Source organism: Prevotella fusca JCM 17724 (genome assembly GCF_001262015.1).
In the GTDB taxonomy this organism is placed as follows: domain Bacteria; phylum Bacteroidota; class Bacteroidia; order Bacteroidales; family Bacteroidaceae; genus Prevotella; species Prevotella fusca.
Window position 1 is genome coordinate 961668 of sequence record NZ_CP012075.1, and the last position, 21989, is coordinate 983656.

Consider the following 21989-nt stretch of genomic DNA (forward strand, 5'->3'; position numbering starts at 1 on the left):
AATCGAAAAGTATTACTTTACGATGTACTTCTTGTTATTTACAATGTAGATACCCTTTGGCAGACCCTCCAATGAGGTTGCACCAGCACGGACAACCTGTCCGTTGAGGTTATAGACGGTACCCATAATCTCATTGTTACTCTCTTCTGTAACAATATTGTCGATACCTGTAACCATATCCTCTTCAACACCATCAATGAAGAATCGTATAGTCTTTGCATATGCCTCAGAACCTGTTGCAATCCAGCAACGGAAACCCTTGATTGGGAGAGGATGCTGTGTAAAGTGCCATTTTCCATCTTTTGCTCCCAAAGCATAAGAGTATGCCGGGACTATATTAGTAGTCTGGTTGATAAGTGAACCACAGAACTGCAACTTCTCTACAGGAGGTGTTGAAGCAGTAGAAGGTTCTCTAATAACTCCATAGCTATAATTGCTCAGCCTAGAAGGGTCCTTAGTCAACGACACACTATTGATAACGTAATAAGGAGCAGGTATACTTAGCCATCTTTCATCCTTCAACTGCTTTTTATATGGATCTTCATGCTCAATACCTATCGGCTCTTTGCTTGGCTTAATGAGGTAGAGTTGATTTTTCTCAATAGCAATCGCATAATCATCGCTAAGATCAACACTCTTGAACTCAATACGTGTTTTTACTGTACTATGCTGCTTTGGATGACGTGAGAGCTTGACATCTTCGCCAAATGCAGTCTTTACCTGCTCAACCGTAAGATCAACAGGAAGCATAATAGAGTTCCATTTGTCGATTTCCATAGTGCGCTTCAAAATAAGAGTACCAGAGTTGAGAGGATCTACCTGCAATTGCATGTAACTAATGTCTTCCTCTCTCTCATCCAAAACAATGTCATTATTACCACAATATTGTAGTTGGACATTATCCCAACAGGTCCAGTCACGGTCTTCTGATGAGCCTTTAATCTCAATACCAATATCCAGTATATCATTATTATGTGGCACATAAACAAGCACAGTGTTATTATATCTACCCTTATCAAACTCTTTACCTGCCTTTACATAAGGGCTTTCTTTAGTCTTTAAGCCTTTACCTCCTTGCTCTGTTGACAAATCATCATCATCATAGATGCGAAGTAAATCATCCTTGGTATAATCGAACTCATGACCAAATCTATTCAATGTGGTGCTTACATTAGAGATTGTAGCAGTGTTATTTTCCACCCTTGCAAATAGCTTTGACACCATATAGCTACCCCTATCCCTGTTATAGAAGCCATTGCAGGAAACCTTATACCAGCCCTTCTTGATAATATTGACTTTCTGTGTAACCGTTCCATTGGCATTAGCATCATTACCTACATTACGGACATTCGCATTTGTATAGCCTGCATATTCTGCCATATAATAGTTTGGCTTTACAGAACCATTGCCTACATAGTAGGTATAATTTTTATCGTTTGGTATAAACGCCTTTTCCGTATTTGGATAATAAGTCCATTTTACTCCACTGGCTATCCATTTATCAACGTAATTACTACTACGTGAGAAGTTCTGGTCATAAACAAGGAAAGTTGCGTCAGATGGAGCTTCATCAGAAGCATACTTTTCTTTGAAAGCTTCTTTCAGGTCTTTCTTCGTTACAATTCTCCACTGACTATTCTTATCAGACGAACTTACGGATTCAGGAAACTTTAAAATATTTGTCCTACTGTACCCATTTTTTTCCAATCGCAGATAGTGCTTACCATAATACCCTTGAAGATTCTCATCATTATTAAAAGAAATATTATAGGTTCTGCTGCCAGAATATGTCTCGGTAAAAGTCCAGTCTATAATACCATTAATATGAAGTGTTTGCTTACAGTATGGATTCTTAATTTTAGTATTATCGAATTCTATTCCTCTGTCAACATAAACACGATTATAATTTATATTATTATTATAACCTGGTGTATCCATTCTGCGCCCAAATGCTATCAGGTTTCCAGCACTGGTCCCAAGCGGTCCTTCCATCTGATAATAACCATTCTTCTTCTTGATATGAATTGGCATACCTACATTAAAACCGACAGCAACTGTTCCCCAGTAGCTACCAGTGTTAAGGAACTTTTTAGTACCAACGTTGTAAAGGTAGATGGTATTCATATCCTCGTCGGATTTATCAGCAACATCATCAATGGAATTTCCATTCCAAATATGGTTGCCATCTTGTCCCTGTGCCATTGCACCTGTATGGGAAAATAAGCCTAATATAAACAAGGCTATTGTTATAAGTGTAAAATGTCTTGCCATCTTTACTATTCTTTTTTAAATTTACTTCAGTTTAAACTAATAATTAATCTTCCCAAATACTATGATTAACAATACCCCATGGTGTACTTGGCTTAGCACCAATACCTCCATCAGGATCTCCAGGGATAATACGGTCATTACCCTGACCATGCTGTTCAGGGGTACCATCTCCATCATTATCAATCTGTGATGCGCCGGGTAATTGCATTACCTCGCCGAAATTAAAAGCCACTATTTCCGCAAGCGGCTTCAGGTAAACTTTTTTCTCCATTATTCTATTATTTTTTATCCAACAAAGTGATTAATCTTTATTATTACTACTATCGCAACAGCAGTATATCATCATACTACTATCTATAAACTGATCGGAACGTAAAAGTCGTTTATACAATTCATTCACTATAGTGCCTCATTTTCCATAGGGTAATGGCAAAGGCATTACTTCTATTATCTGTTAAAAATGTTTGCAGAAAGTCTGTAAATTATGTTTTGAGACTCTCTCTTCTGTCCTTTTATTTTAACACAAACTAATAGCTTTTGTCATATTCATGATGCAAAGATAGTATCTTTTTCGCTTACACCTTATATATTAACTTACATTAACCCTTTTCCGTACAAACATAAAGAATTAATAGTTGTAAATTTACCCAAATAGTTCTATTTATCGTATTCAGACTGAAACATGTAGAACCATACGCCTGCTGTTTCTGTTCCCATGCAAGGAACACCAACGTTTAACATAACCGCAACATAGTTCTTAACCGACTTCCAAATCGCTGACAGCATCATTACCAAGGCCCTGTAAATCATTACCAATGCCTCGTAATAATAAAGCCCAATCTGGTTAGCGGAAACTATCACTACACCAAAATGACACAAAAGACAACTGAACAAAATGGAGGAATACATCCGTTTTGTAAGGATAAAATCAATCACAGAAAATTACAGATGCTTAACAGCGTTGCAATTAAGCCTTAACTGGCGTGCAACTAAGGCTTAATTGAAGGCTTAAAGGGCGTTAGTTGGAACGCAATTAAGCACTGATAATCTTGCCACTTTGTAATCAGATGATATCCTGATGGTTGTACGTTTGAGCCAGTGCGGTATCTTTTCATGGTCAGAAGAATATTATTCAATATTATATGTAAAGATATTTCGCAACTTCAAATCCATTGGTCCAAAAACTCTTCATATGTCTATACTATCAAATAATAACAAAGAATTTACGACCTTATGACTTCAAAACACTCTGATGGGCGACTTAGGTTAAAGAAAACAGAACCTGCCATAAACAAAAAAGTGAAGCCTACAGCTTCACTTTTTTCTTTTTTCCATGACTCTCGTTACTCATGCGGTCAAGCGCAGTAACGACATAGACGTATTTTGTATTGCCGTCCCTATAATTGAGGCGGAGCCTGTTACCGTAAGGCATGCCCACTATCTTGGAAGCATCATGGAGGTTGATTGGCTCATCAGTACGGAAACGATAGACAACATAACGATAAGCTGCATCTTTCCAGCCTTCTCCCCTCGGAGCCTTCCATGTAAGATAATAGCCATCTCCCTCCTGCCTTGCCTTCACTTTCCTTGGCTTTGACGGCGCATCGTCGTCAATGAATGGCATCAATGGCTGCAATGCCGGATAACGCCAGTAGTGAGTGCGCAGAAGCGTACCGTAGTTACCCGGATTGTCAACGACCGACTTTGCATACCACAGCACAGTACCATTGACATTCGCAGACTGCTCGTGCAGACGGCGTTTGGCAGGAAGCTGATTGGAATTAGGATTCTGCGGGTCAGCATGCTTCACCGTGCGAAGAACGTCCTCGCCTATATAAAGCGGCCGATTGCCTGCATTGCGGTTCCACCATCCGATAAGTTCCTTGTAATCTGCAGCACGATTGCCGATTTCCCAATACAGTTGCGGCACGCAATAGTCAACCCATCCGTTGTTCACCCACTTCAGCACATCGGCATACAGGTCGTCATAGTTCTGAAGACCATTCGTGCGACTGCCGTTCCTCGGGTCGCTCTTCTGATTGCGATAGATGCCGAAAGGTGACACGCCGAACTTCACCCAAGGCTTCCGGCGATGGATAGACTCGCCCAACTGCTTGATGAAGAGGTCAACATTGTTGCGTCTCCAATCGTTGATATTGGTAAATCCACGTCTGTCACGCTGGAAGTTACCCTGGTCGGGAATAGCAAGTCCTGCGACAGGATAAGGATAGAAATAGTCGTCGATATGCAGTCCGTCAATATCATATCGGCTTACAATGTCATCAACCACTGCACAGATGTAATTACGATTCTCCGGCAGAGCAGGATTGAGGATGTAAAGACCATCGTATGAGAAGACACGGTTAGGATTGGTCATCGCAATATGATTAACCGCCAACTGACTGGTATTCTTCGTCTTAGCACGATAAGGATTAATCCACGCATGGAGTTCCATACCACGGTTATGGCACTCGGTAATCATCCACTGCAATGGGTCCCAGTAAGGCGAGGGAGGTGTGCCCTGACGCCCCGTAAGGAACTTACTCCATGGTTCGTACTTACTTGGATAAAGTGCGTCACACTCTGCACGCACCTGGAAGATAATGGCATTCACGCCATCTCTCTGTAATTCGTCCAACTGATAACGCAATGTACGCTGCATCTGCTGTGTGCCGATGCCTTGGAACTGTCCGTTGACACACTGAATCCATGCGCCACGGAATTCCCGTTTCTTAATTAGATTCTTACCATACACAACATTGCCTGCCCCGACAAAGACCATCGCGGCAATCAATAATCTCAAGAGAGAATGAAATTGTCTCATGTGTTTTTTAAAATTTAGAAGTTTAATTTTAGGAGTTAAACCTTAGAAGTTACAAGGGTGAAACCTATAGGTGTCATCGGAGTCAAAGAGAATTAGAAGGAGTTTAAACTATAAATTCTCATGTAAAATTCAGCATTTCTCCTTATCATCTACGTCTTACTCTGTTACTTTCCCACCCTTTTTGCCCTTTCACTTTCTTATCCTTTTACTCTTAACAACGCCTTTTACTCTTCACGTTTTTACCGTTTTGCTCTTTTACCTTTCACCGTTTCTCCCGCCATCCTGCGGAATGTCTGACGATGGAACTTACGTTCAGCTTCCAACACCTGCATTACCTTTACACCGGAAAGTACCTTTAGCATCTCCACATGATAGCGGTGTTCGAGCTGTTTCAGCTGCACTTCGAGCGCATCAGCTTTATCAATCAACTCACGTGCTTCACGTTCAGAGGAAGGTTTTGTATTGTGAAGGACCCGCAACCTGTTGAAATAACCACGCTGCTTGTTCCGCATCTCGTCATAGACAGGGAAGAAACGTGCTGCCTCCTGCTGGTTTAACCCAGTCTCTGCCGTGATGAACCGATGCAGTTCTGCCCGCATTTTATCAGGGTCGAACTTTCCCTGCGCATACGTTGATGCCATACAGAGAATAGCACAGAACAATAAGATAATTCTTCTATATTTCATAATTTCCTGCTGTAACGTTTACCATCTGCCATCAATCTCCAGCCATATAGGCATACATATCATCCTCATCCACCATGAAATAATCAGCTGCCTGTTCAAAATCATCATCTGAAACAGACACCATGTCAGCTATCTGCCCCACGTCAATATCCGCCAAAGCTGCACCATTCCCCTGTCGAGAACTGAACAGGTTGTAAGCCAGAAAGCCTATCAGCACCACACCGATGGTCATTGCAGCAACAGCCAACGGACGGAGCCTGCGCATCAATGCACGCCGTGGCTTCTGCGTAAGTGCCTCATGCCCCTGCTCTTCCGCCGGTATCTGCACCATCACACGGGATGAGAGTTCGGAGAAGTAATTCTCCGGAACAGTGAAAGGACGTTTATTACCGTATTCCGATTGTAACAGATTTTCTGAATCCATAGAGTTATTTCTTTGATATAACTTAGACTGAGGAAAGGCTGAATGGTTTAAACACCACGGCAAAGAAAACTACTCATACCGCTTCACATAGTCGGTTATCTTCTGCACCGCAATATGATAGGATGCTTTCAGCGACCCTTCGCTCGTACCCAGAACCTCGCTCATCTCCGAATATTTCATCTCATCATAATAACGGAGCGTGAACACCGTGCGCTGTACATCGGGCAGGGTTGCAATGGCTTCCTGCAGTAATGCCTGACTCCTGTCACCATCGAAATATTCATCAGCAAGAAGACGGTTGGCAACAGCGAGGTCAGCATCCGCACTCGCAAGTGTTGCCGTCTTCTGATGACGAAGGAAATCAAGTGACTCGTTGATGGCTATCCGATAGAGCCACGTGGACAGACGTGCCTTCCCTTGAAATACAGGAAGACTCTTCCACGCCTTGAGAAACGTATTCTGCAACACGTCATCGGCATCATCATGAGTAAGAACAATACTACGAATCTTCCAATACAGCGGCTGACTGTATTGGTCTACAATCACGGGGAAAACCTTCTGTCTTCCTTCAGGACTCGCCAACAGGCGAATCACTTCCGACTCATCGAGGGGAGACACTGTCTTTTCAGAAACGGGTTAGTCGTCAAGAGCGACACCGCTTCTTAACGGATAGAAACCTTGCGGACCAGCTTGCCCACCTTGACAATATAACATCCCTTCGGCAGATTGAGCGTATAACGCTTGTCGCTTCCGTCAACTTTCACGCTCATCACGCGCACACCCGTCACATTATATATGGAGAGTAATTCGTCCTCTGCACCCAAAACATGCAGCACGTTTCCCACAACGGATATTGATGCCGTCTGGAAATCCTGCTCGATGAGGTCAACCGCCGTGCGTGCCTGCATCGGAGCTGCAGCTCCTACAGAGAGCAGTAATGTGAATAGAAAAGGAGTAAATATATTTTTTATCATAGACTTATGCTTTTAATATTAGCTACAAAGATAACAATTTTCAGAATACATACACTTACTTTATTGCCCTGACGGCTAAAGATTTAGTATCAATTAACACATACGACCTGTTATGCTGAAGCTGAGAACGTCACTTAACCCTTCATGGGTCTTGACTTGACGGAGTAAGCATATAGGTACGTTTAAACCTACTATAGAGCTTTCAACAAGATGGAAATTAAGCTCCGATTGGACGCTTTTGGGTTGAAGAAATATCTTTACATAATTTACCGAAAAGACCTTTTCAAAGATTAATCTGATACCGCCAACACCTAACCCTGTAACTATTAACATATCAACCTGTTACACAACAGCAGGATTATCAGTGCTTAACAGCGTTCTAACTAACGCCCTTTTAACGTCCAATTAAGCCTTAGTTGCATGTCAAGTAAGGCTTAGTTGCAACGCAATCAAGCACCTTTACTTCTTGAAGCATGATTTTATTATTACAAAACAGGTTGTATTCATCTCAGCTTCTCGTTCGTACTTCCTAATATTCCCGAGTGCTAAGACTCCTCAATGACCAATTCGGGAGAAAGAGGGAAAGACCCGATGAGAAAGAAGACTGTCTGACCGAAGGGGTGAAAACGGGCAGCGAGCAGGGCTGACAAGGCTACGGAGAGCAGTGCATAAAGGCATACTCAACGACTGACCGTAGTGGAGAATGCTTGCAGAATGCTATCCGCCAAGTCGGACAACAACAGCCTTTCCCTTTAACTGAAAGGGTTTCTCAAGGATTGCCGCATCATGCCTGCCAAGCTGTCTGCCATCAACCTTACTATCTTCAAGGACAAAAACCACTGTTTGGCGGCTTTCCGTGAACTGCGCCTCCTGTACTATCCCCACCTCCACAGCTATGCCATGGCGCACGATGATATTGAAATCAATCGCACCTTGCGTATTCTCCGAACCGACTTTCTCATCCCCTTCAAATCTGTATAACGCATTGTTTGAAAGTGGTATGCGTCGGTTGTCCTTGAGCAAGGCAATCTCTCCCTCCAACGGCAGGATATATCGGGTAAAACCAGTGAAGTCGGAGAAGTCGCTCTCCGTGTCATCAATAATGGCAGACGATATGCGCAGGTCGAAACGCCGTGCTGACAAGTCGCCGTCAGCAGGTGCAATAAAAACCTGACGTGTGATGCCTCCTTTCCACTTCGTTGTCTTGTACGCTTCTTTTCTGATTACTTCCATCTTCTTCTTTATTTCTTTTCTATTCCCAAAGGCTAAACAAGGAAAAAACAGTTGACTTGTTGCACTCCTCTTGCCTTCTGCCTCTATCGGCTGCAAAGATAAGTAATAATAAGGAAAAAGTCAAGCAATTGCCCTCTTCATCAATAGCTCCAGCGAGCCTACAAGCCTCTTGCCCAGCAACAACTTTGCTATCAAACAGAGCAGAAGGACTGCCCAACAACAAACAATACGGCAGACAAAGAACAGGAAAGAAGAGGGAAAAGGCATTAGTCCGACAAAAAATCACCCCCTTAAAAACAAAAGAACCTTGGCAAAGCCAAGGTTTCAGCGGTGCGTACGAGACTCGAACTCGTGACCTCCTGCGTGACAGGCAGGCATTCTAACCAACTGAACTAACGCACCATACATTACAGATTGAGGGTTTCAGCGGTGCGTACGAGACTCGAACTCGTGACCTCCTGCGTGACAGGCAGGCATTCTAACCAACTGAACTAACGCACCAAAACGGATACTTAAAACCCTTTTTCTGTTTTGCGAGTGCAAAGGTAACAATAAAAATCTATACCACCAAAATTAATTTATCCTTTTTCAATAAAAAGTTGCATTATCCTTGCATCTTTATATTCACCGTCACAATAAAGCCACTCTTTCAATATGCTTCCATCGCTGAAGCCAAGGGATGAAAGACAATGGTACGACACGGCGTTCCCAACATCTACAACTGCATATATCTGTCTAAGGTGCAGTACGTTGCGTGTATAGTCAATTAGCTTTGAGATGGCAGCATGGGCATAACCCTGCCGACGGAACCTCCTCATGATGATGATACCCAGCTCGGCACGCTGGTTCTTAGGATCAAAACCAACAAGGTCGATGACTCCCACCGCTTCCTGCGCCTCGTTCTCAATCATCAAACGAAGCTGGTCGTCGATATAGATGTCGTTCTTCGCATCAGCAATGTAATTGTGCAGCGCATAACGGCTATAAGGAACATTCGTAGAGCCGATATTCCACAGGCTCCTGTCATTCTCAATCTGATAGAGCACATCAAGGTCTTCCGGCTCCATGGCTCTCAGCATGACCTGCACATCAGTTTTCTTCTCCATTCATCACCCTCCTATTATTTCGGCCATGGTTATGACCCTGTTCTCCTTCCGATGGTAGAAACCAATATGGACATTGCGCAACGGACACGCAGCAAACGCATCCAGAATGTCCTGATAGCTGTATAAATCGGTGTCATAGACGATGCAGAACTGCCTGTCCCGCCCTCCGAACCTGCCGAGGAGCTCGTTATGCACCGTCTCCAAAGCGTCCCGTCCTGCCACACGATACTCTGCCGAAAGCGCATTCTCAGTGGCAAGACGTTCGCAGCTCTTCACCACATCTTCGCCTCCCACAAAGATATAATGTGGATAAGAAGTACCTTTAGGAATGCGAAATCCCATCTTCTTACGCACGGCACGGACTGTCGTCCCCACCAGCGTACCAAGGGCTTTCGCATAGATAGCCGCCTTGATGGGCAGCCGCCACAGCACATTCATTCCGCCATAATGCTTACGGAAGAAGATGAGCATGGCATCATAGAATACGTGAACATAACGGAAGCTGGACTTCTGTGTGCTCTCGCCCTTGTAATGCAGGATGCGGACAGGCAGATACCAGTTCTCAAAGCCGCCTTTCAGCAGCCGATAACTGAGGTCGACATCCTCACCATACATGAAGAAGTCCTCATCCAGAAGTCCCACCCGGTCCAAAGCCGACTTCCGCAGGAAGCAGTAAGCACCGCTGACAACCTCAATCCGTCCCGGAACATCCCATGACAGACTGCCCATATAATAATGTGCAAACCTGTCACTCTGCGGAAAATGCTTGCAGAGTCCTGCCATCTTATAGAACGAAACCATAGGAGAAGGCAGTCCGCGGCGGCTCTCCGGTGCTCTTTCACCACAGTCATTGAGCATCTGCACACCATGCGCACCAGCCCCGGGATGGCTGTCCATGAAGGCGACAGACGCACGGATGGCATCTTCGCCCACGACAGTATCGGGATTCAAAAGCAGCACATACTCGCCCTTACTCTGGCGGATGGCAATGTTGTTACCGCACGCAAAGCCAAGATTATGTGCACTGGCAATGAAATGAACCTCAGGGAAACGGCTGCGAAGATACGCCACCGAGTCATCATGGGAGTGATTGTCAACCACAATCACCTCAGCGTCAATGCCTTTCAAAGCACGCCGAAGGCTCTCGAGACATTGTCCGAGATAGTACTTGACGTTATAGTTTACGATGACAACACTCAGCTTCATTTAATCATGGTCTGAATTATCCAGGTGACACTCATGCTCACAACGTTTCTTGCTGGGATACACGAAGAACAGGCTCAACGCCAGAATTACGGCAAGATAGAAGAAACTGACGCTATCACCAAAGGCATAATAAAAGAATATATTGAGCACCATGGGCACGCAAAGTACCATCATACGCACGCTACCCCAGAAGAGCAGGTGACTGCTTACATGACTTTCGTCAGTATGCAGGATAGCACGCACGTAGCCTATCTTGAACAGGAAGAGTGCAAGAGGTATGGCTGCAAGGGTCAACATCTGCATCAGAAACTGCAGCGTGACCACCGTTTCATTGCCTAAGTCAGCCCATCCGCCGGGCAGTATAAGCCCCGTCTCAAACACAGCGACGACCAGCAGTGCCAGCAGACAGGAGCCAACGAGCTCTGTAAGAAGTATTTGTCTTGTTTTATCCATAGTCGTGACTAAGATTCAAAAGGTGTACGGTTCAGAATACTTCTGCCCAACGTCACCTCATCCGTGTACTCAAGTTCATCACCAACAGATATACCCCGTGCGATAACCGACAGTTTCACGTCGGCGTTCTTCAGCTTCCGTGAGATATAAAAGTTGGTAGTATCGCCCTCCATCGTACTGGCAAGGGCGAGGATAACCTCCTTCACCGTCCCCTCCTCCACACGCTTTACGAGCGATTCTATCTCAAGGTCGTGCGGTCCGATACCGTCCATCGGCGAGATGATACCGCCCAGCACGTGGTAAAGTCCATGAAACTGCTGGGTGTTCTCGATAGCCATCACGTCCTGTATGTTCTCGACCACGCAGACCACCGAGGCGTCCCTGCGAGGGTCGGAACAGATGGAACAGACATCAGCATCCGAGATGTTATGACACACCCGGCAGTACTTCACGTCATGTTTCACCCGTATGACAGCATCGGCGAATCTGTCAACATCCTCAGTTGACTGGCGGAGCAGATGCAGAACAAGGCGCAGAGCGGTTTTCCGCCCCACACCCGGCAACTGTGAGAAAGCCTCGACGGCTCTCTCCAAGAGTTGAGAAGGATATTGTTGCATTTAAATTTATTCTCGCAGACAGAGAGAGTTGAAATCCGTATTTTCCTGATTTGAATAAGTCGTTCCCAAAAGTTGAGACCTCACCGAGCACTGACAGCATCGCAACCAAGGCTTAATTGCATCGCAACTAACGCCCTATTGACGTCGAACTAACGCCCTTTTGCAACACAACCAAGCACCTTTTCCTGCACAGCTTTATAACACTCAGCTTACCAGCACACTTGCAAGAACAATGAAAAAACCCGGGAAACGAGCAGCTTTTGCCAGCTCTGAAGCCGCAGAAGGAAGTCGGACGCTCCCTATCAAGTCCTATCAATCATCAAAGAGATAGATACCAAGACCGACCTTCAATCCCACCGTTGAGTAATCATGCTTCTTGAACGACTGATCGTAGTAGATTGCAGGCTCAATGGTTACCGAACGGTTGATGAAGAAGGCATAGCCCACCTCAATACCCGGCATCAGGTCATTATAGCTGTGATTGGCATGGAGGAGCTTCGCACCCGCACCCAGATAGAGTCCGTTCTGTGTGATATAGTATCGTCCGCCAACGCCAACGCTGATATGGTCGGCAACTGTCTTGGAACCATTATGCACTGCATCAACCATAGCAAGCAGCATAACATTATCCCAAGGGAAGTAACCAGCCTTTGCCTGCACACCTATATTGAACCCGTCCTGACCGTTATAATGCAGGTCAAGTCCTGTAAGAGAAGCACCGAGATAGCCTTTTCCCTCCTGAAACTGTGCTGATGCACAGATGCTCACAATCATTGCCGCGACAAGCAGCATACATCTTTTTATCATAGCAGAATATGAAATAAGTAAATACTAAAGATTGACAAACATTCCCATCGGTTCATGTCAATATTCTAAGACAAAGGTAAGGATAATATTTGGAATGAGGAAAAAATTGACATTCTTTATAGAAAAGAGAAAGACACCCAGCCCTGCATGCCACGAAATCTTTTTCATCATAAATTTGTTATCTAATCTTTAATGCCTATCTTTGCAAAGCAAATCATCCCTGCGAAACTTCCCTGCATGGCGCCACTGACTGGAAACGGAACGCCGCCGATGCCGGACAAAGCAAGGAGAATCAGCCTAAAGGATGGAAGACGGACAGGAAACAACGCCTCCCGGACAGAAGCAATAACATTACATCACAGTAAATAATTTATGAAGAAGGTTTTTTTACTTACGCTCATCTGCGTAATAACAATCACAACACAAGCACAGACGAACCTCTCGGACTATCTTACGCAACGGCTGCCGAAGCGGGAGACACGTGCCGTATGGCTTACGACACTTGCCAATCTTGACTGGCCGAAGACCTACGCAAGGTCGGAGGAGAGCATACAGCAGCAGAAACAAGAACTCATTGACATCCTTGACAGTTACCAGAAGGCGAATATCAATACCGTACTGCTGCAGGCTCGTGTGCGTGCAGCTACCATCTATCCTTCCGACATTGAGCCGTGGGACCATTGCATAACGGGCGTTGAGGGCAGAGCACCGGGTTACGGCTATGACCCGCTTGCCTTTGCTGTGGAGGAATGTCACAAACGTGGAATGGAAATACATGCATGGATAGCAACGATCCCTGTGGGTGCAAAGAACTCACTGGGCTGCAGACTGCTCGCACAAAAGGGTTTCCGCATCAGAAGCTACTCTACAGGTTCTTACCTTGACCCTGCCGACCCACGTGTTCCTTCGTATCTCGCTGCTGTCTGTGGTGAGATAGTAAGAAAGTATGATGTGGACGGCATCAACCTTGACTACATCCGTTATCCTGACGGATGGCCACGCCCTTCTTACCGTGACGGCGATACTCCCGACGAGCGTCGCAGCTATATCACGGCGATAGTACGTGCCATCCACGACGAAGTGAAAGCTGTCAAGCCGTGGGTGAAGATGTCGTGCTCGCCCATCGGCAAGTACTCCGACCTCAGCCGATACAGTTCAAAGAACTTCAACGCACGTGACCGTGTCGCACAGGAGGCACAGGAGTGGCTGCGCACGGGGCTGATGGACCAGCTCTATCCAATGCAGTACTTCCGCGGGGAGAACTACTACCCTTTCATTGCCGACTGGGTAGAGAATGCACACGGACGTGAGGTGGTGACAGGACTTGGTACTTACTTCCTTGACCCACGTGAGGGCAACTGGTCGTTGAGTGACATGACCCGTCAGATGTACGTCAGCCGTGCCATCGGCATGGGTCACGCACACTTCCGTTCCTACTTCCTCACATCCAACAAGCGGGGTATCTATGACTTTGAAAAGCAGTTCAATGCCACGCTCTCACTGCCTCCTGCGATGAAAGGCGGCAAAGGTGCGACTGCACCTACACAGCCTGCCAACGCTTCCTTCGCACAGAAACGGGAGGACAAGTCGGTCACTCTGAACTGGAAAGGTGCTTCACCTTATTATAATATATATGCCAGTAGCACCTTCCCTGTCGACACGAAGGATGCCCGCAACCTGCTCTTTGCACGCTATAACGGACAGTCGCTGGAGTTGAAGAACGTCAATCCGTCCCTTCACTTCGCTGTCACGGCGATGAACCGCTATGGAGAAGAGAGCGCAGCACTGCAAGAGGCGGAACGACAGGTGCGCACCCCTCATCCGTCCTTGCTGTCTAACGACGGGACAGACATAGCTGTTCCTTCCGAGGCAAGCCAGACTGATGCCGACCATTATGCCATACTCACAATGCAGGGGCAGACAGTCCGCAACATAAGAAGCAAGGCTGTAAGACAGAACAAGCTGCACATTGGTTCCTTGCCCGAGGGAATGTATTGGCTCAAGGTTTACACTCGTAAGAACAAGGCATATACCTTAGGGGCATTCATGATCCGCCGACATAAAAACAAGGAATAGACTACTGGCTCTGAGAAAATGTCTCAGGGCATAGGACAAGCAAGTCACTCATCGACAGAGTCTGGTGTTTCGTGAGGTAAAAGACGGATGATGCAGGATGCTTACGGTTTTCTTAAAACCAACTGAAAGACGAGAAGATTTCCATAAACCTACATTGTTCATAGGAAAATCCTACTACTCGACAAACTGCAAAATCCTGTTGAATGAATGAACAGAAAACACCCATTTTGTAAAAATTAAATCACACATGGGAAATAACAGATGCTTAATTGCGTTGCAACTAAGCCTTAATTGACGTCTAACTAAGGCTTAATTGAACCCTTAAAGGGCGTTAGTTGGAGTGCTATTAAGCACTGATAATTTCACTCTTTTGTAACCAGTTGATAACCTGATGCTTGCAACCTCGGGATTTATCAACCTCTGCTTATGATTAAAAGGAGATTTTTCAGTATTTTATGTAAAGAAATTTCACTGACCCAAACAAGCTGTTTAAAACTGTTTTTCCATTTTACATCCGCCTACTCCGCCTCCGTGTGCCCTTTCTTTAACCCAAGCTATCCATTAGAGCCTGAACAGATTATGTTTTATCCTCAAGCTGACTGTTTGTCTTTGCAACGAAGGTGTAGCGGGCTACATCAGGTTAGAAAGACGGACAAGAAGCCGATAATCAAACCAAAAAAGTTCAGTCCCTAATACCCATGAGAGGTAAACAAAAAAGCGAGGAACCTTATAAGAGGTATCCTCGCTTTCTATTTACGGAAAATTGTTTATCCAAAGTTATCGTACATGATGGCATCCTGATCAACACCAAGGCTGTCAAGATAATCGGTAACAGTCTTGATAAGCATTGGAGGTCCACAGAGATAATACTCGCAATCCTCTGGTGCTTCGTGCTGCTGCAGATACTCATCACGGATGCAGTTCACGGCAAAACCGGTGTAATACTTCACTCCTGCCTCATCCGCCTTCGGGTCCTGACGGTCGAGAGAGAGGTGGAAGTGGAAGTTTGGATATTCCTTCTCCAGTTCCCAGAAGTCCTCAAGGAAGAAAGCCTCGCTGAGTGAACGCGCACCATAGAAAAAGTGCATCTCACGGTCACGGGTGTGGAGTGTCTTTGTCATGTGCATAATCTGCGCACGCAAAGGAGCCATACCTGCACCACCGCCAATCCAAATCATCTCCTTACCAGAGGTGAAGTTAGGATGGAAGTCACCGTAAGGACCGCTCATCATCACCTTGTCACCCGGCTTGAGCGAGAAGATGTAAGAAGAACCGATGCCTGTCGGAACGTTCTGGAAACCTACCTGCGGACGTGGCAGGAACGGGGTTGAAGCGATGCGTACAGTCAGCGTGATGATGTCACCCTCAGCTGGATAGTTTGCCATAGAGTAAGCACGAACCGTATCTTCAGGGTTCTTTGCCTTCAGTGAAAGAAGATTGAACTGCTTCCACGGACCGAGGTATTCCTCGCCAATATCATTCTTGTCAAAGTCCTTGTCATAGTCGATGCAGTCGTATGCAGGAATCTTGATCTGTGCATACGAGCCCGGAACGAAGTCCATGTGCTCACCTGGAGGCAAGGCAACCTTGAACTCCTTGATGAAGCTGGACACGTTCTTGTTGGAAATGACGGTGCACTCCCACTCCTTGACGCCCATGACAGACTCTGGAACCTTGAGCGACATATCGCCCTTCACCTTACACTGACATCCCAGACGCCAGTTCTCCTTGATTTCCTTACGGCTGAAGTGAGGACGCTCAGAGTCGAGAATCTCACCGCCACCTTCAACGACCTGCACCTTACACTGTCCACAGCTTGCCTTTCCACCGCAGGCAGAGGGCAGGAAGACGCCGTTCTCATTCAGTGTAGCCATTACGGAGCTACCCTGGTCAACGGTCATCTGCCTGTCACCGTTAATAGTTATCGTTACCTTTCCGCTCGGACTGAGATACTTTTTAGCCACAAGCAGGAGGATCACCAACACAAGGATGGTAATCAGGAATACTACAATACTTGTTGTTATGAATTGTCCCATTGTTTACTTAGATTTTAAGACCTGAGAAGCACATCATTGCCATTGCCATCAGTCCTACTGTAATAAATGTGATGCCCAGTCCCTGCAAAGGCTTTGGTACATCAGAATATTCCATCTTCTCACGGATAGCACCCATTGCCACGATAGCCAGTGTCCAGCCTATACCAGAACCGAAACCATAGATGAGGGCATCCCATACGGAACCGATATACTGTGTGCTTGAAGGATCAAGACCGACACGCTGCTGCATGAAAAGAGACGCACCCATAATGGCACAGTTAACGGCAATCAGCGGAAGGAAGATACCCAATGCTCCGTAAAGGGAGGGTGAGAACTTCTCGACTGCCATCTCCACAATCTGCACGATACCGGCAATGACAGCGATAAAGAGGATGAAACTGAGATAAGTAAGGTCGACACCGTCAGCAAGACAGTCAGGACCCAGAACCTTGGTCAGCAACAGATAGTTGACTGGTGTGGTAACGAGCAGCACGAATGTTACGGCTACACCAAGACCCAATGATGTCTTCACGCTCTTTGAAACGGCAAGGTAAGAACACATACCGAGGAAGAACGCAAATATCATATTGTCCACAAAGATGGACCGGAAGAATAAACTAATAAGATGTTCCATAATTACTTCTTGTCTTCTTTATAGAAATATGCACGATGAACCCAGATAACACAACCGAGGAGGATGAGTGCCATGGCAGGCATTGCCATCATTCCGTTGTCCATATATCCTGCATCATAGAGGCTCTGCGGGAGAATCTTGAAGCCGAGCAGTGAGCCACGACCGAAGAACTCACGGATGCCACCCACGACAACGAGGATTACGGCATAGCCAAGACCATTGCCGACACCGTCGAGGAAACTTGGCCAAGGCTTGTTGGTCATGGCGAAAGCCTCCAGACGTCCCATAAGGATACAGTTGGTAATAATCAGTCCGACATAGACAGAGAGCTGCACACTCACGTCGTAAGCCACAGCCTTGAGAATCTGGCTGACAATGGTTACCAGAGCAGCTACCACCACCAACTGCACGATAATACGGATGCGGTTAGGGATTGTGTTGCGGATAAGTGAAATAATAACATTGGAGAATGCCGTAATGATGGTAACGGCAAGTCCCATAACAATTGCCGGCTTCAGCTGTGAAGTTACGGCAAGGGCAGAACAGATACCGAGCACCTGGACCATAATCGGGTTGTCCAGATTCAGCGGATTGCTGAACACCTCTCTATTTTGTTTTGAGAATAAATCCATATTCTTGTTGTTCTAAAAGATTAGAATGTTATTTGCTGTTCAGGAATTTAACGTAAGGCTGGAGTCCGCCTTTCTCTGTCTGGAACATCTCAGTCACGCCGTTGCTGGTAAGCGTAGCACCCGTCACGGCATCCACCTGTGTTGTCGGGTCTTCAATCTTCTTCTCTACAGCGAGCGCAATCTTCCGGGTATTATCGCCAGCAAACAGCTGCTTACCCTTGAACTTATCCTGCCATGCAGTATTGTCCTTGATTTCAGCACCGAGACCGGCCGTCTCACTCTCATGGTTGAAGTAAGCTCCGAATACGGTTCTCTTGTCACCGTTGATGGCAATGAAGCCGTTGATAGGTCCCCAAAGACCGTTACCATAAACAGGGATAACATACTTGTCCTCACCGTTCACCTTACAACGGAACAGTGCCAGCTTGCCCTCCTTGGCATCCTTGCTGTTCAGCTTGAAGCCGGCATCAACGCCACCCTGCTTTCCTGCCTCAACGAGCTTGCCGTCGGCATTGATGACATCATCGGCAACGATGATCTTCTGCCAGAGCTCAACTGCCTCCTCATTACTCATACCACGGTCCTGATTAAGCGCAAAGAGAATCTGCTTCTGCTGGTCAAGCTGTACATTGGCATCCTGCATTGGCTTCAACGCCTGGAACACGAATGCAAGCAGAAAGGCTACTATCAGCACGAGGATGGCAGAATAGATAATTGTATAGGAATTACTATTTGTTTTCATTTCTTCGTCCTCCTTATTTATTTAGCACGCTTTGCGCGCTTGCTGATGTTTGACTGAACTACACAGTAGTCGATGAGTGGGGCAAACATATTGCCGAAAAGGATGGCGAGCATCATACCCTCTGGATAACCCGGGTTCAACACGCGGATGATGACAGCCATCGCACCGATGAAGAATCCATATACCCACTTACCTGTCTCGGTACGGGCTGAGGTAACCGGGTCGGTTGCCATGAAGACAGCACCGAAGCAGAAACCACCCAGTACGAGGTGCTCATACCAGTGGATAGGTGTTGCGCCTGTTGACTGGAAAAGAAGTCCCATCAGTGTACCGCCGAGGAACACGCTCAACATTGTCTTCCAGCTGGCGATGTTTGTCCACAGAAGGATAACAGCACCGATGGCAATAGCAATAACCGATGTTTCACCGACAGAACCGGGGATAAGCCCGACAATCATGTCATTGAACGAAGCCTGTACGGCTGTTCCCTGTGCTATCTCGCCCAATGGGGTTGCCATTGTGAAGCCGTCAGGCAGCGTATAGCCGAAGCCGAAGATCGAATCCTTTGCTACCCAGATGCTGTCGCCAGTCATCTTGCTCGGATAAGAGAAGAAGAGAAAGGCACGTGCAGCCAAGGCAACGTTAAAGATGTTCATACCCGTACCACCGAAGATCTCCTTGGTGAAGATTACCGCAAAGGCTACCGCAAGGACAAGTGTCCAAAGTGGTGTGGTTACAGGGATAATCAACGGAATCAGAATACCTGACACCAGGAAACCCTCCTGGATTTCCTCACCCTTCCACTGTGCCCAGGCAAACTCAATGCCCAGACCGACAATGTAAGACACGAGGATGTTCGGCAACAGGGCAAGCAGACCATAGAGGAACATCCCCATGCAGGTTGCATCAGCCAGCTTGCCTGCTGCTACAGCGTTCTGATAGCCGATATTGTACATACCGAAGAGCATGGCAGGTACCAGTGACAGTACCACCAGACTCATAATTCGCTTCGAGTCAATAGCGTCATGGATGGATACACCGCTCTTTGATGTCTCATTAGGAACATAAAGGAACGTCTCGAAACCATCGTAGACACTCTTGAAAGCGTGAAGCTTTCCGCCCTCTTCAAAGTTCGGGCGTATCTTATCGAGATAATTTCTTAAACTCATAATACTTTTATTATAGGGTTCTTAAAGTCCGAAGTTTCTGTTTCCAGAATTGTTACCAAGCGTCTGTAATGGTATTACAAGCCGTTTGTAATGTCTGTACAAAGCGTTTGTAATGTCTGTACAAGCCGTTTGTAATCGTCTTACCAAGCCCTGCCAACATCATTCCCTGCCAACGGGAACTTTCCGTTACGTCAATGACTGCTGGCTGACTGCTGACGGATAACATTCTGAGAAAACTGAACTGAAACTGAAGTTAAAGTCATTGTGGGCTCATCAAGACCCTACGCATTCTCTTTTCTAAGAATATCCAAGCCCTCACGAACTATCTTCTGCAAAGGCAGCTTGGAACTGTCAACGAACTCGGCGAGGGCAAAATCCTCCGGGCTTACCTCATAGATACCCAGCTGCTCCTGACTGTCGATATTGCCAGAGAGAATTGACTTGATGAGATATTCACCATAGATATCCATCGGCAGCACCCTGTCGTACTCGCCACTCATAATCATGTGACGCTCGCCACCCTTGATGCGGGCATCGAGGTTATATGCCTTCTTGCCCTGCAACCATGTGAAGTAGCTGCGGGAAGTGGAGAAGTCATTGAAACGGGGAAGCATCCAACCGAAAATCTCGTTTACGTCATCGCCCTCCGGGATGACCGTCACCTCAGAAGTATGTGCACCAAGTACAGCTTCGTCATTGGCAACAACACCTGTGAGAGGATTACCATTGATGACACGGACATGACAGCCGTCGGCAACGTTTTCTGCAAGAATCTGCTTCAATGGTGTACCAACAAGCACATCTACATAGCCAGTCTGCTTTACCATGCTGCCTGCAATGGCAACACGACGGGTGAGGTTCACCTTACCAGTGTTGAACAACCGACCGAAGAAGATAACGGCTGTTGGGTCAACGGTCCATACCACCTCGCCCTTGTTGACTGGGGAAATATGGTTTACCTGTACACCGACATTACCTGCCGGACAAGGACCATCGAAGACTGTCACCTCAGCATCCTTCGCTGCGGTAAGTGCAGTAGCAGTCTGCCCAGCACCAATACCCAAATAAACCTTTGCAATCTTGGCGAGAGCAGTCAGACCAGTCTGGAAGTCTTTCTCCTGACCATCCAACTCAAACTCGAAGTCACCCTGCAAAGGTTTATCACGAAGTGCAGACACGAAAATCGCCTTTGGCTCCGTGTCCGGACGTGTAGCAACAGCATAAGGCAGCTGGTTGATATAACCGAAAAGTCCTGCCTGCAGCAAAGAAGACTTCACTTCGCCTGCGGACAAGCCTGCCACATTCTTCACACCAAAATCAGCATACTCCTGATGTGCATCGGCAGTGATTTTCACACGCAACACCTTACGTCTCTCCCCTCGTTCAACAGCTGAGACTGTACCACTTACAGGGGAAGCGAAGCTGACCTCGGTGCACCCTTTGTCAACGAACAACGGGTCACCAGCCCGGACATGATCGCCCTCACGAACGGTCACCTTAGGTGTCAGACCCGGGAAATCATCCGGTACCAATGCGTACTCCTTGGATGACTTCACAGGTAAAATCTCTTCTTGTGCGCGTCCTGTAAGGTTAATGTCTAAGCCCTTTCGTAACTTAATTACATTTGCCATAACAATGATATAAATCCGATTTTATATTATTTCATCTTAAGATTATCATATCCAAATAAGCTGTACGCTACAAAAGGGACGTGTCAGGATTCCTGTTGTATATAGGAACACACGCCCTGTGTGCCCGCAAGCAATCTTTCCATAGCAGACACACAAGCGGTACCGACCTACGCTTTGGGACAGCTTCGTCTGCTCTTACCTGCCCTATTTTCTGCAAAAATAATGCAAGTGAGCGCAATGAAAGTTTACTTTCTGTTTGCCAAACGCAGCTTATTTTCTGCAAAAATAATGCAAGTGAGCGCAATGAAAGTTTACTTTCTGTTTGCCAAACGCAGCTTATTTTCTGCAAAAATAATGCAAGTGAGCGCAATGAAAGTTTACTTTCTGTTTGCCGAACGCAGCTTATTTTCTGCAAATGTAGCAAAATTTAAGGAGATTTGGCACATTTGGATGTAATAATTTCAGTAT

General features: G+C 46.2%; 21 protein-coding genes and 2 tRNA genes. 2 read left to right on the forward strand and 21 right to left on the reverse strand.

Going from position 1 to position 21989, the window contains the following annotated elements:
• Positions 1-12 precede the first annotated feature (12 nt).
• The 15 genes from ADJ77_RS11235 to ADJ77_RS11310 all read right to left on the reverse strand — a co-directional run bounded on the left by ADJ77_RS11235 (position 13) and on the right by ADJ77_RS11310 (position 12601).
• Positions 13-2271, reverse strand: coding sequence for a hypothetical protein (locus ADJ77_RS11235; protein ID WP_025078674.1), 2259 nt, complete (start codon positions 2269-2271; stop codon positions 13-15).
• 43 nt (positions 2272-2314) lie between these two features.
• On the reverse strand, positions 2315-2542 hold the full coding sequence (locus tag ADJ77_RS11240; protein ID WP_025078673.1) for a hypothetical protein: 228 nt from the start codon (positions 2540-2542) through the stop codon (positions 2315-2317).
• A gap of 1035 nt (positions 2543-3577) precedes the next feature.
• The gene (locus ADJ77_RS11250; RefSeq protein ID WP_050696424.1) at positions 3578-5095 is read right to left on the reverse strand and encodes a glycoside hydrolase family 10 protein; all 1518 of its coding nucleotides are present in this window, start codon (positions 5093-5095) and stop codon (positions 3578-3580) included.
• 239 nt (positions 5096-5334) lie between these two features.
• The gene (locus ADJ77_RS11255; RefSeq protein ID WP_050696425.1) at positions 5335-5781 is read right to left on the reverse strand and encodes a hypothetical protein; all 447 of its coding nucleotides are present in this window, start codon (positions 5779-5781) and stop codon (positions 5335-5337) included.
• Positions 5782-5812: 31 nt separating this feature from the next.
• Positions 5813-6205, reverse strand: coding sequence for a hypothetical protein (locus ADJ77_RS11260; RefSeq protein WP_025078671.1), 393 nt, complete (start codon positions 6203-6205; stop codon positions 5813-5815).
• 69 nt (positions 6206-6274) lie between these two features.
• Positions 6275-6823: an RNA polymerase sigma factor gene (locus ADJ77_RS11265; RefSeq protein WP_025078670.1), complete on the reverse strand. Its 549-nt coding sequence runs from the start codon at positions 6821-6823 to the stop codon at positions 6275-6277.
• A gap of 44 nt (positions 6824-6867) precedes the next feature.
• The gene (locus ADJ77_RS11270) at positions 6868-7179 is read right to left on the reverse strand and encodes a T9SS type A sorting domain-containing protein (protein WP_025078669.1); all 312 of its coding nucleotides are present in this window, start codon (positions 7177-7179) and stop codon (positions 6868-6870) included.
• 717 nt (positions 7180-7896) lie between these two features.
• Positions 7897-8412 carry a HutD/Ves family protein gene (locus ADJ77_RS11275; RefSeq protein WP_025078668.1) on the reverse strand — a complete coding sequence of 172 codons (516 nt, stop codon included), beginning with the start codon at positions 8410-8412 and terminating at the stop codon, positions 7897-7899.
• A 328-nt stretch (positions 8413-8740) separates the two neighbouring features.
• Positions 8741-8814: transfer RNA gene (locus tag ADJ77_RS11280), tRNA-Asp, on the reverse strand.
• 25 nt (positions 8815-8839) lie between these two features.
• Positions 8840-8913, reverse strand: a tRNA-Asp gene (locus tag ADJ77_RS11285).
• A gap of 77 nt (positions 8914-8990) precedes the next feature.
• A complete protein-coding gene (locus ADJ77_RS11290; RefSeq protein WP_025078666.1) occupies positions 8991-9518 on the reverse strand; it encodes a GNAT family N-acetyltransferase in 528 nt (175 codons plus the stop codon).
• Positions 9519-9521: 3 nt separating this feature from the next.
• On the reverse strand, positions 9522-10724 hold the full coding sequence (locus ADJ77_RS11295; protein ID WP_025078665.1) for a glycosyltransferase family 2 protein: 1203 nt from the start codon (positions 10722-10724) through the stop codon (positions 9522-9524).
• A complete protein-coding gene (locus ADJ77_RS11300) occupies positions 10725-11177 on the reverse strand; it encodes a hypothetical protein (protein ID WP_025078664.1) in 453 nt (150 codons plus the stop codon).
• Positions 11178-11185: 8 nt separating this feature from the next.
• Entirely contained in the window at positions 11186-11794 is a 609-nt protein-coding gene (gene recR / locus ADJ77_RS11305; RefSeq protein ID WP_025078663.1) for a recombination mediator RecR, read from the reverse strand.
• Positions 11795-12106: 312 nt separating this feature from the next.
• A complete protein-coding gene (locus tag ADJ77_RS11310) occupies positions 12107-12601 on the reverse strand; it encodes a membrane protein (protein ID WP_025078662.1) in 495 nt (164 codons plus the stop codon).
• 372 nt (positions 12602-12973) lie between these two features.
• On the opposite strand from ADJ77_RS11310, the gene ADJ77_RS11315 reads away from it, so the two are divergent.
• Positions 12974-14677 (forward strand): glycoside hydrolase family 10 protein, encoded by a 1704-nt coding sequence (locus ADJ77_RS11315; RefSeq protein ID WP_050696426.1) that lies wholly within the window; start codon positions 12974-12976, stop codon positions 14675-14677.
• A 767-nt stretch (positions 14678-15444) separates the two neighbouring features.
• Here the strand turns inward: ADJ77_RS11315 and nqrF are convergent.
• The 6 genes from nqrF to ADJ77_RS11345 all read right to left on the reverse strand — a co-directional run bounded on the left by nqrF (position 15445) and on the right by ADJ77_RS11345 (position 21521).
• The gene (gene nqrF / locus ADJ77_RS11320; protein WP_025078661.1) at positions 15445-16713 is read right to left on the reverse strand and encodes an NADH:ubiquinone reductase (Na(+)-transporting) subunit F; all 1269 of its coding nucleotides are present in this window, start codon (positions 16711-16713) and stop codon (positions 15445-15447) included.
• Between the two features lie 7 nt (positions 16714-16720).
• Positions 16721-17347 carry an NADH:ubiquinone reductase (Na(+)-transporting) subunit E gene (nqrE, locus tag ADJ77_RS11325; protein ID WP_025078660.1) on the reverse strand — a complete coding sequence of 209 codons (627 nt, stop codon included), beginning with the start codon at positions 17345-17347 and terminating at the stop codon, positions 16721-16723.
• Between the two features lie 2 nt (positions 17348-17349).
• Positions 17350-17979, reverse strand: a complete 630-nt coding sequence (locus tag ADJ77_RS11330) for an NADH:ubiquinone reductase (Na(+)-transporting) subunit D (protein ID WP_025078659.1) — start codon at positions 17977-17979, stop codon at positions 17350-17352.
• Positions 17980-18007: 28 nt separating this feature from the next.
• Complete coding sequence (gene nqrC / locus ADJ77_RS11335) at positions 18008-18721, reverse strand: NADH:ubiquinone reductase (Na(+)-transporting) subunit C (protein WP_025078658.1); 714 nt, start codon at positions 18719-18721, stop codon at positions 18008-18010.
• A 17-nt stretch (positions 18722-18738) separates the two neighbouring features.
• Entirely contained in the window at positions 18739-19890 is a 1152-nt protein-coding gene (locus ADJ77_RS11340; protein WP_025078657.1) for an NADH:ubiquinone reductase (Na(+)-transporting) subunit B, read from the reverse strand.
• Between the two features lie 281 nt (positions 19891-20171).
• Positions 20172-21521 carry a Na(+)-translocating NADH-quinone reductase subunit A gene (locus ADJ77_RS11345; RefSeq protein ID WP_025078656.1) on the reverse strand — a complete coding sequence of 450 codons (1350 nt, stop codon included), beginning with the start codon at positions 21519-21521 and terminating at the stop codon, positions 20172-20174.
• 120 nt (positions 21522-21641) lie between these two features.
• Here ADJ77_RS11345 and ADJ77_RS11350 point away from each other — a divergent pair, with 120 nt between their 5' ends.
• Positions 21642-21977, forward strand: coding sequence for a hypothetical protein (locus tag ADJ77_RS11350; protein WP_244148560.1), 336 nt, complete (start codon positions 21642-21644; stop codon positions 21975-21977).
• Positions 21978-21989: the final 12 nt, after the last annotated feature.

What these genes read in the sequence shown, in the direction of transcription:
- ADJ77_RS11295 (WP_025078665.1), bottom strand. Translation starts at nt 10,724, where the DNA reads ATGAAGCTGAGTGTTGTCATCGTAAACTATAACGTCAAGTACTATCTC.
- ADJ77_RS11330 (WP_025078659.1), bottom strand. Translation starts at nt 17,979, where the DNA reads ATGGATTTATTCTCAAAACAAAATAGAGAGGTGTTCAGCAATCCGCTG.
- ADJ77_RS11235 (WP_025078674.1), bottom strand. Translation starts at nt 2,271, where the DNA reads ATGGCAAGACATTTTACACTTATAACAATAGCCTTGTTTATATTAGGC.
- ADJ77_RS11300 (WP_025078664.1), bottom strand. Translation starts at nt 11,177, where the DNA reads ATGGATAAAACAAGACAAATACTTCTTACAGAGCTCGTTGGCTCCTGT.
- ADJ77_RS11275 (WP_025078668.1), bottom strand. Translation starts at nt 8,412, where the DNA reads ATGGAAGTAATCAGAAAAGAAGCGTACAAGACAACGAAGTGGAAAGGA.
- recR (WP_025078663.1), bottom strand. Translation starts at nt 11,794, where the DNA reads ATGCAACAATATCCTTCTCAACTCTTGGAGAGAGCCGTCGAGGCTTTC.
- nqrE (WP_025078660.1), bottom strand. Translation starts at nt 17,347, where the DNA reads ATGGAACATCTTATTAGTTTATTCTTCCGGTCCATCTTTGTGGACAAT.
- ADJ77_RS11255 (WP_050696425.1), bottom strand. Translation starts at nt 5,781, where the DNA reads ATGAAATATAGAAGAATTATCTTATTGTTCTGTGCTATTCTCTGTATG.
- ADJ77_RS11340 (WP_025078657.1), bottom strand. Translation starts at nt 19,890, where the DNA reads ATGAGTTTAAGAAATTATCTCGATAAGATACGCCCGAACTTTGAAGAG.
- nqrC (WP_025078658.1), bottom strand. Translation starts at nt 18,721, where the DNA reads ATGAAAACAAATAGTAATTCCTATACAATTATCTATTCTGCCATCCTC.
- ADJ77_RS11290 (WP_025078666.1), bottom strand. Translation starts at nt 9,518, where the DNA reads ATGGAGAAGAAAACTGATGTGCAGGTCATGCTGAGAGCCATGGAGCCG.
- ADJ77_RS11310 (WP_025078662.1), bottom strand. Translation starts at nt 12,601, where the DNA reads ATGATAAAAAGATGTATGCTGCTTGTCGCGGCAATGATTGTGAGCATC.
- ADJ77_RS11345 (WP_025078656.1), bottom strand. Translation starts at nt 21,521, where the DNA reads ATGGCAAATGTAATTAAGTTACGAAAGGGCTTAGACATTAACCTTACA.
- ADJ77_RS11250 (WP_050696424.1), bottom strand. Translation starts at nt 5,095, where the DNA reads ATGAGACAATTTCATTCTCTCTTGAGATTATTGATTGCCGCGATGGTC.
- ADJ77_RS11260 (WP_025078671.1), bottom strand. Translation starts at nt 6,205, where the DNA reads ATGGATTCAGAAAATCTGTTACAATCGGAATACGGTAATAAACGTCCT.
- nqrF (WP_025078661.1), bottom strand. Translation starts at nt 16,713, where the DNA reads ATGGGACAATTCATAACAACAAGTATTGTAGTATTCCTGATTACCATC.
- ADJ77_RS11270 (WP_025078669.1), bottom strand. Translation starts at nt 7,179, where the DNA reads ATGATAAAAAATATATTTACTCCTTTTCTATTCACATTACTGCTCTCT.
- ADJ77_RS11315 (WP_050696426.1), top strand. Translation starts at nt 12,974, where the DNA reads ATGAAGAAGGTTTTTTTACTTACGCTCATCTGCGTAATAACAATCACA.
- ADJ77_RS11240 (WP_025078673.1), bottom strand. Translation starts at nt 2,542, where the DNA reads ATGGAGAAAAAAGTTTACCTGAAGCCGCTTGCGGAAATAGTGGCTTTT.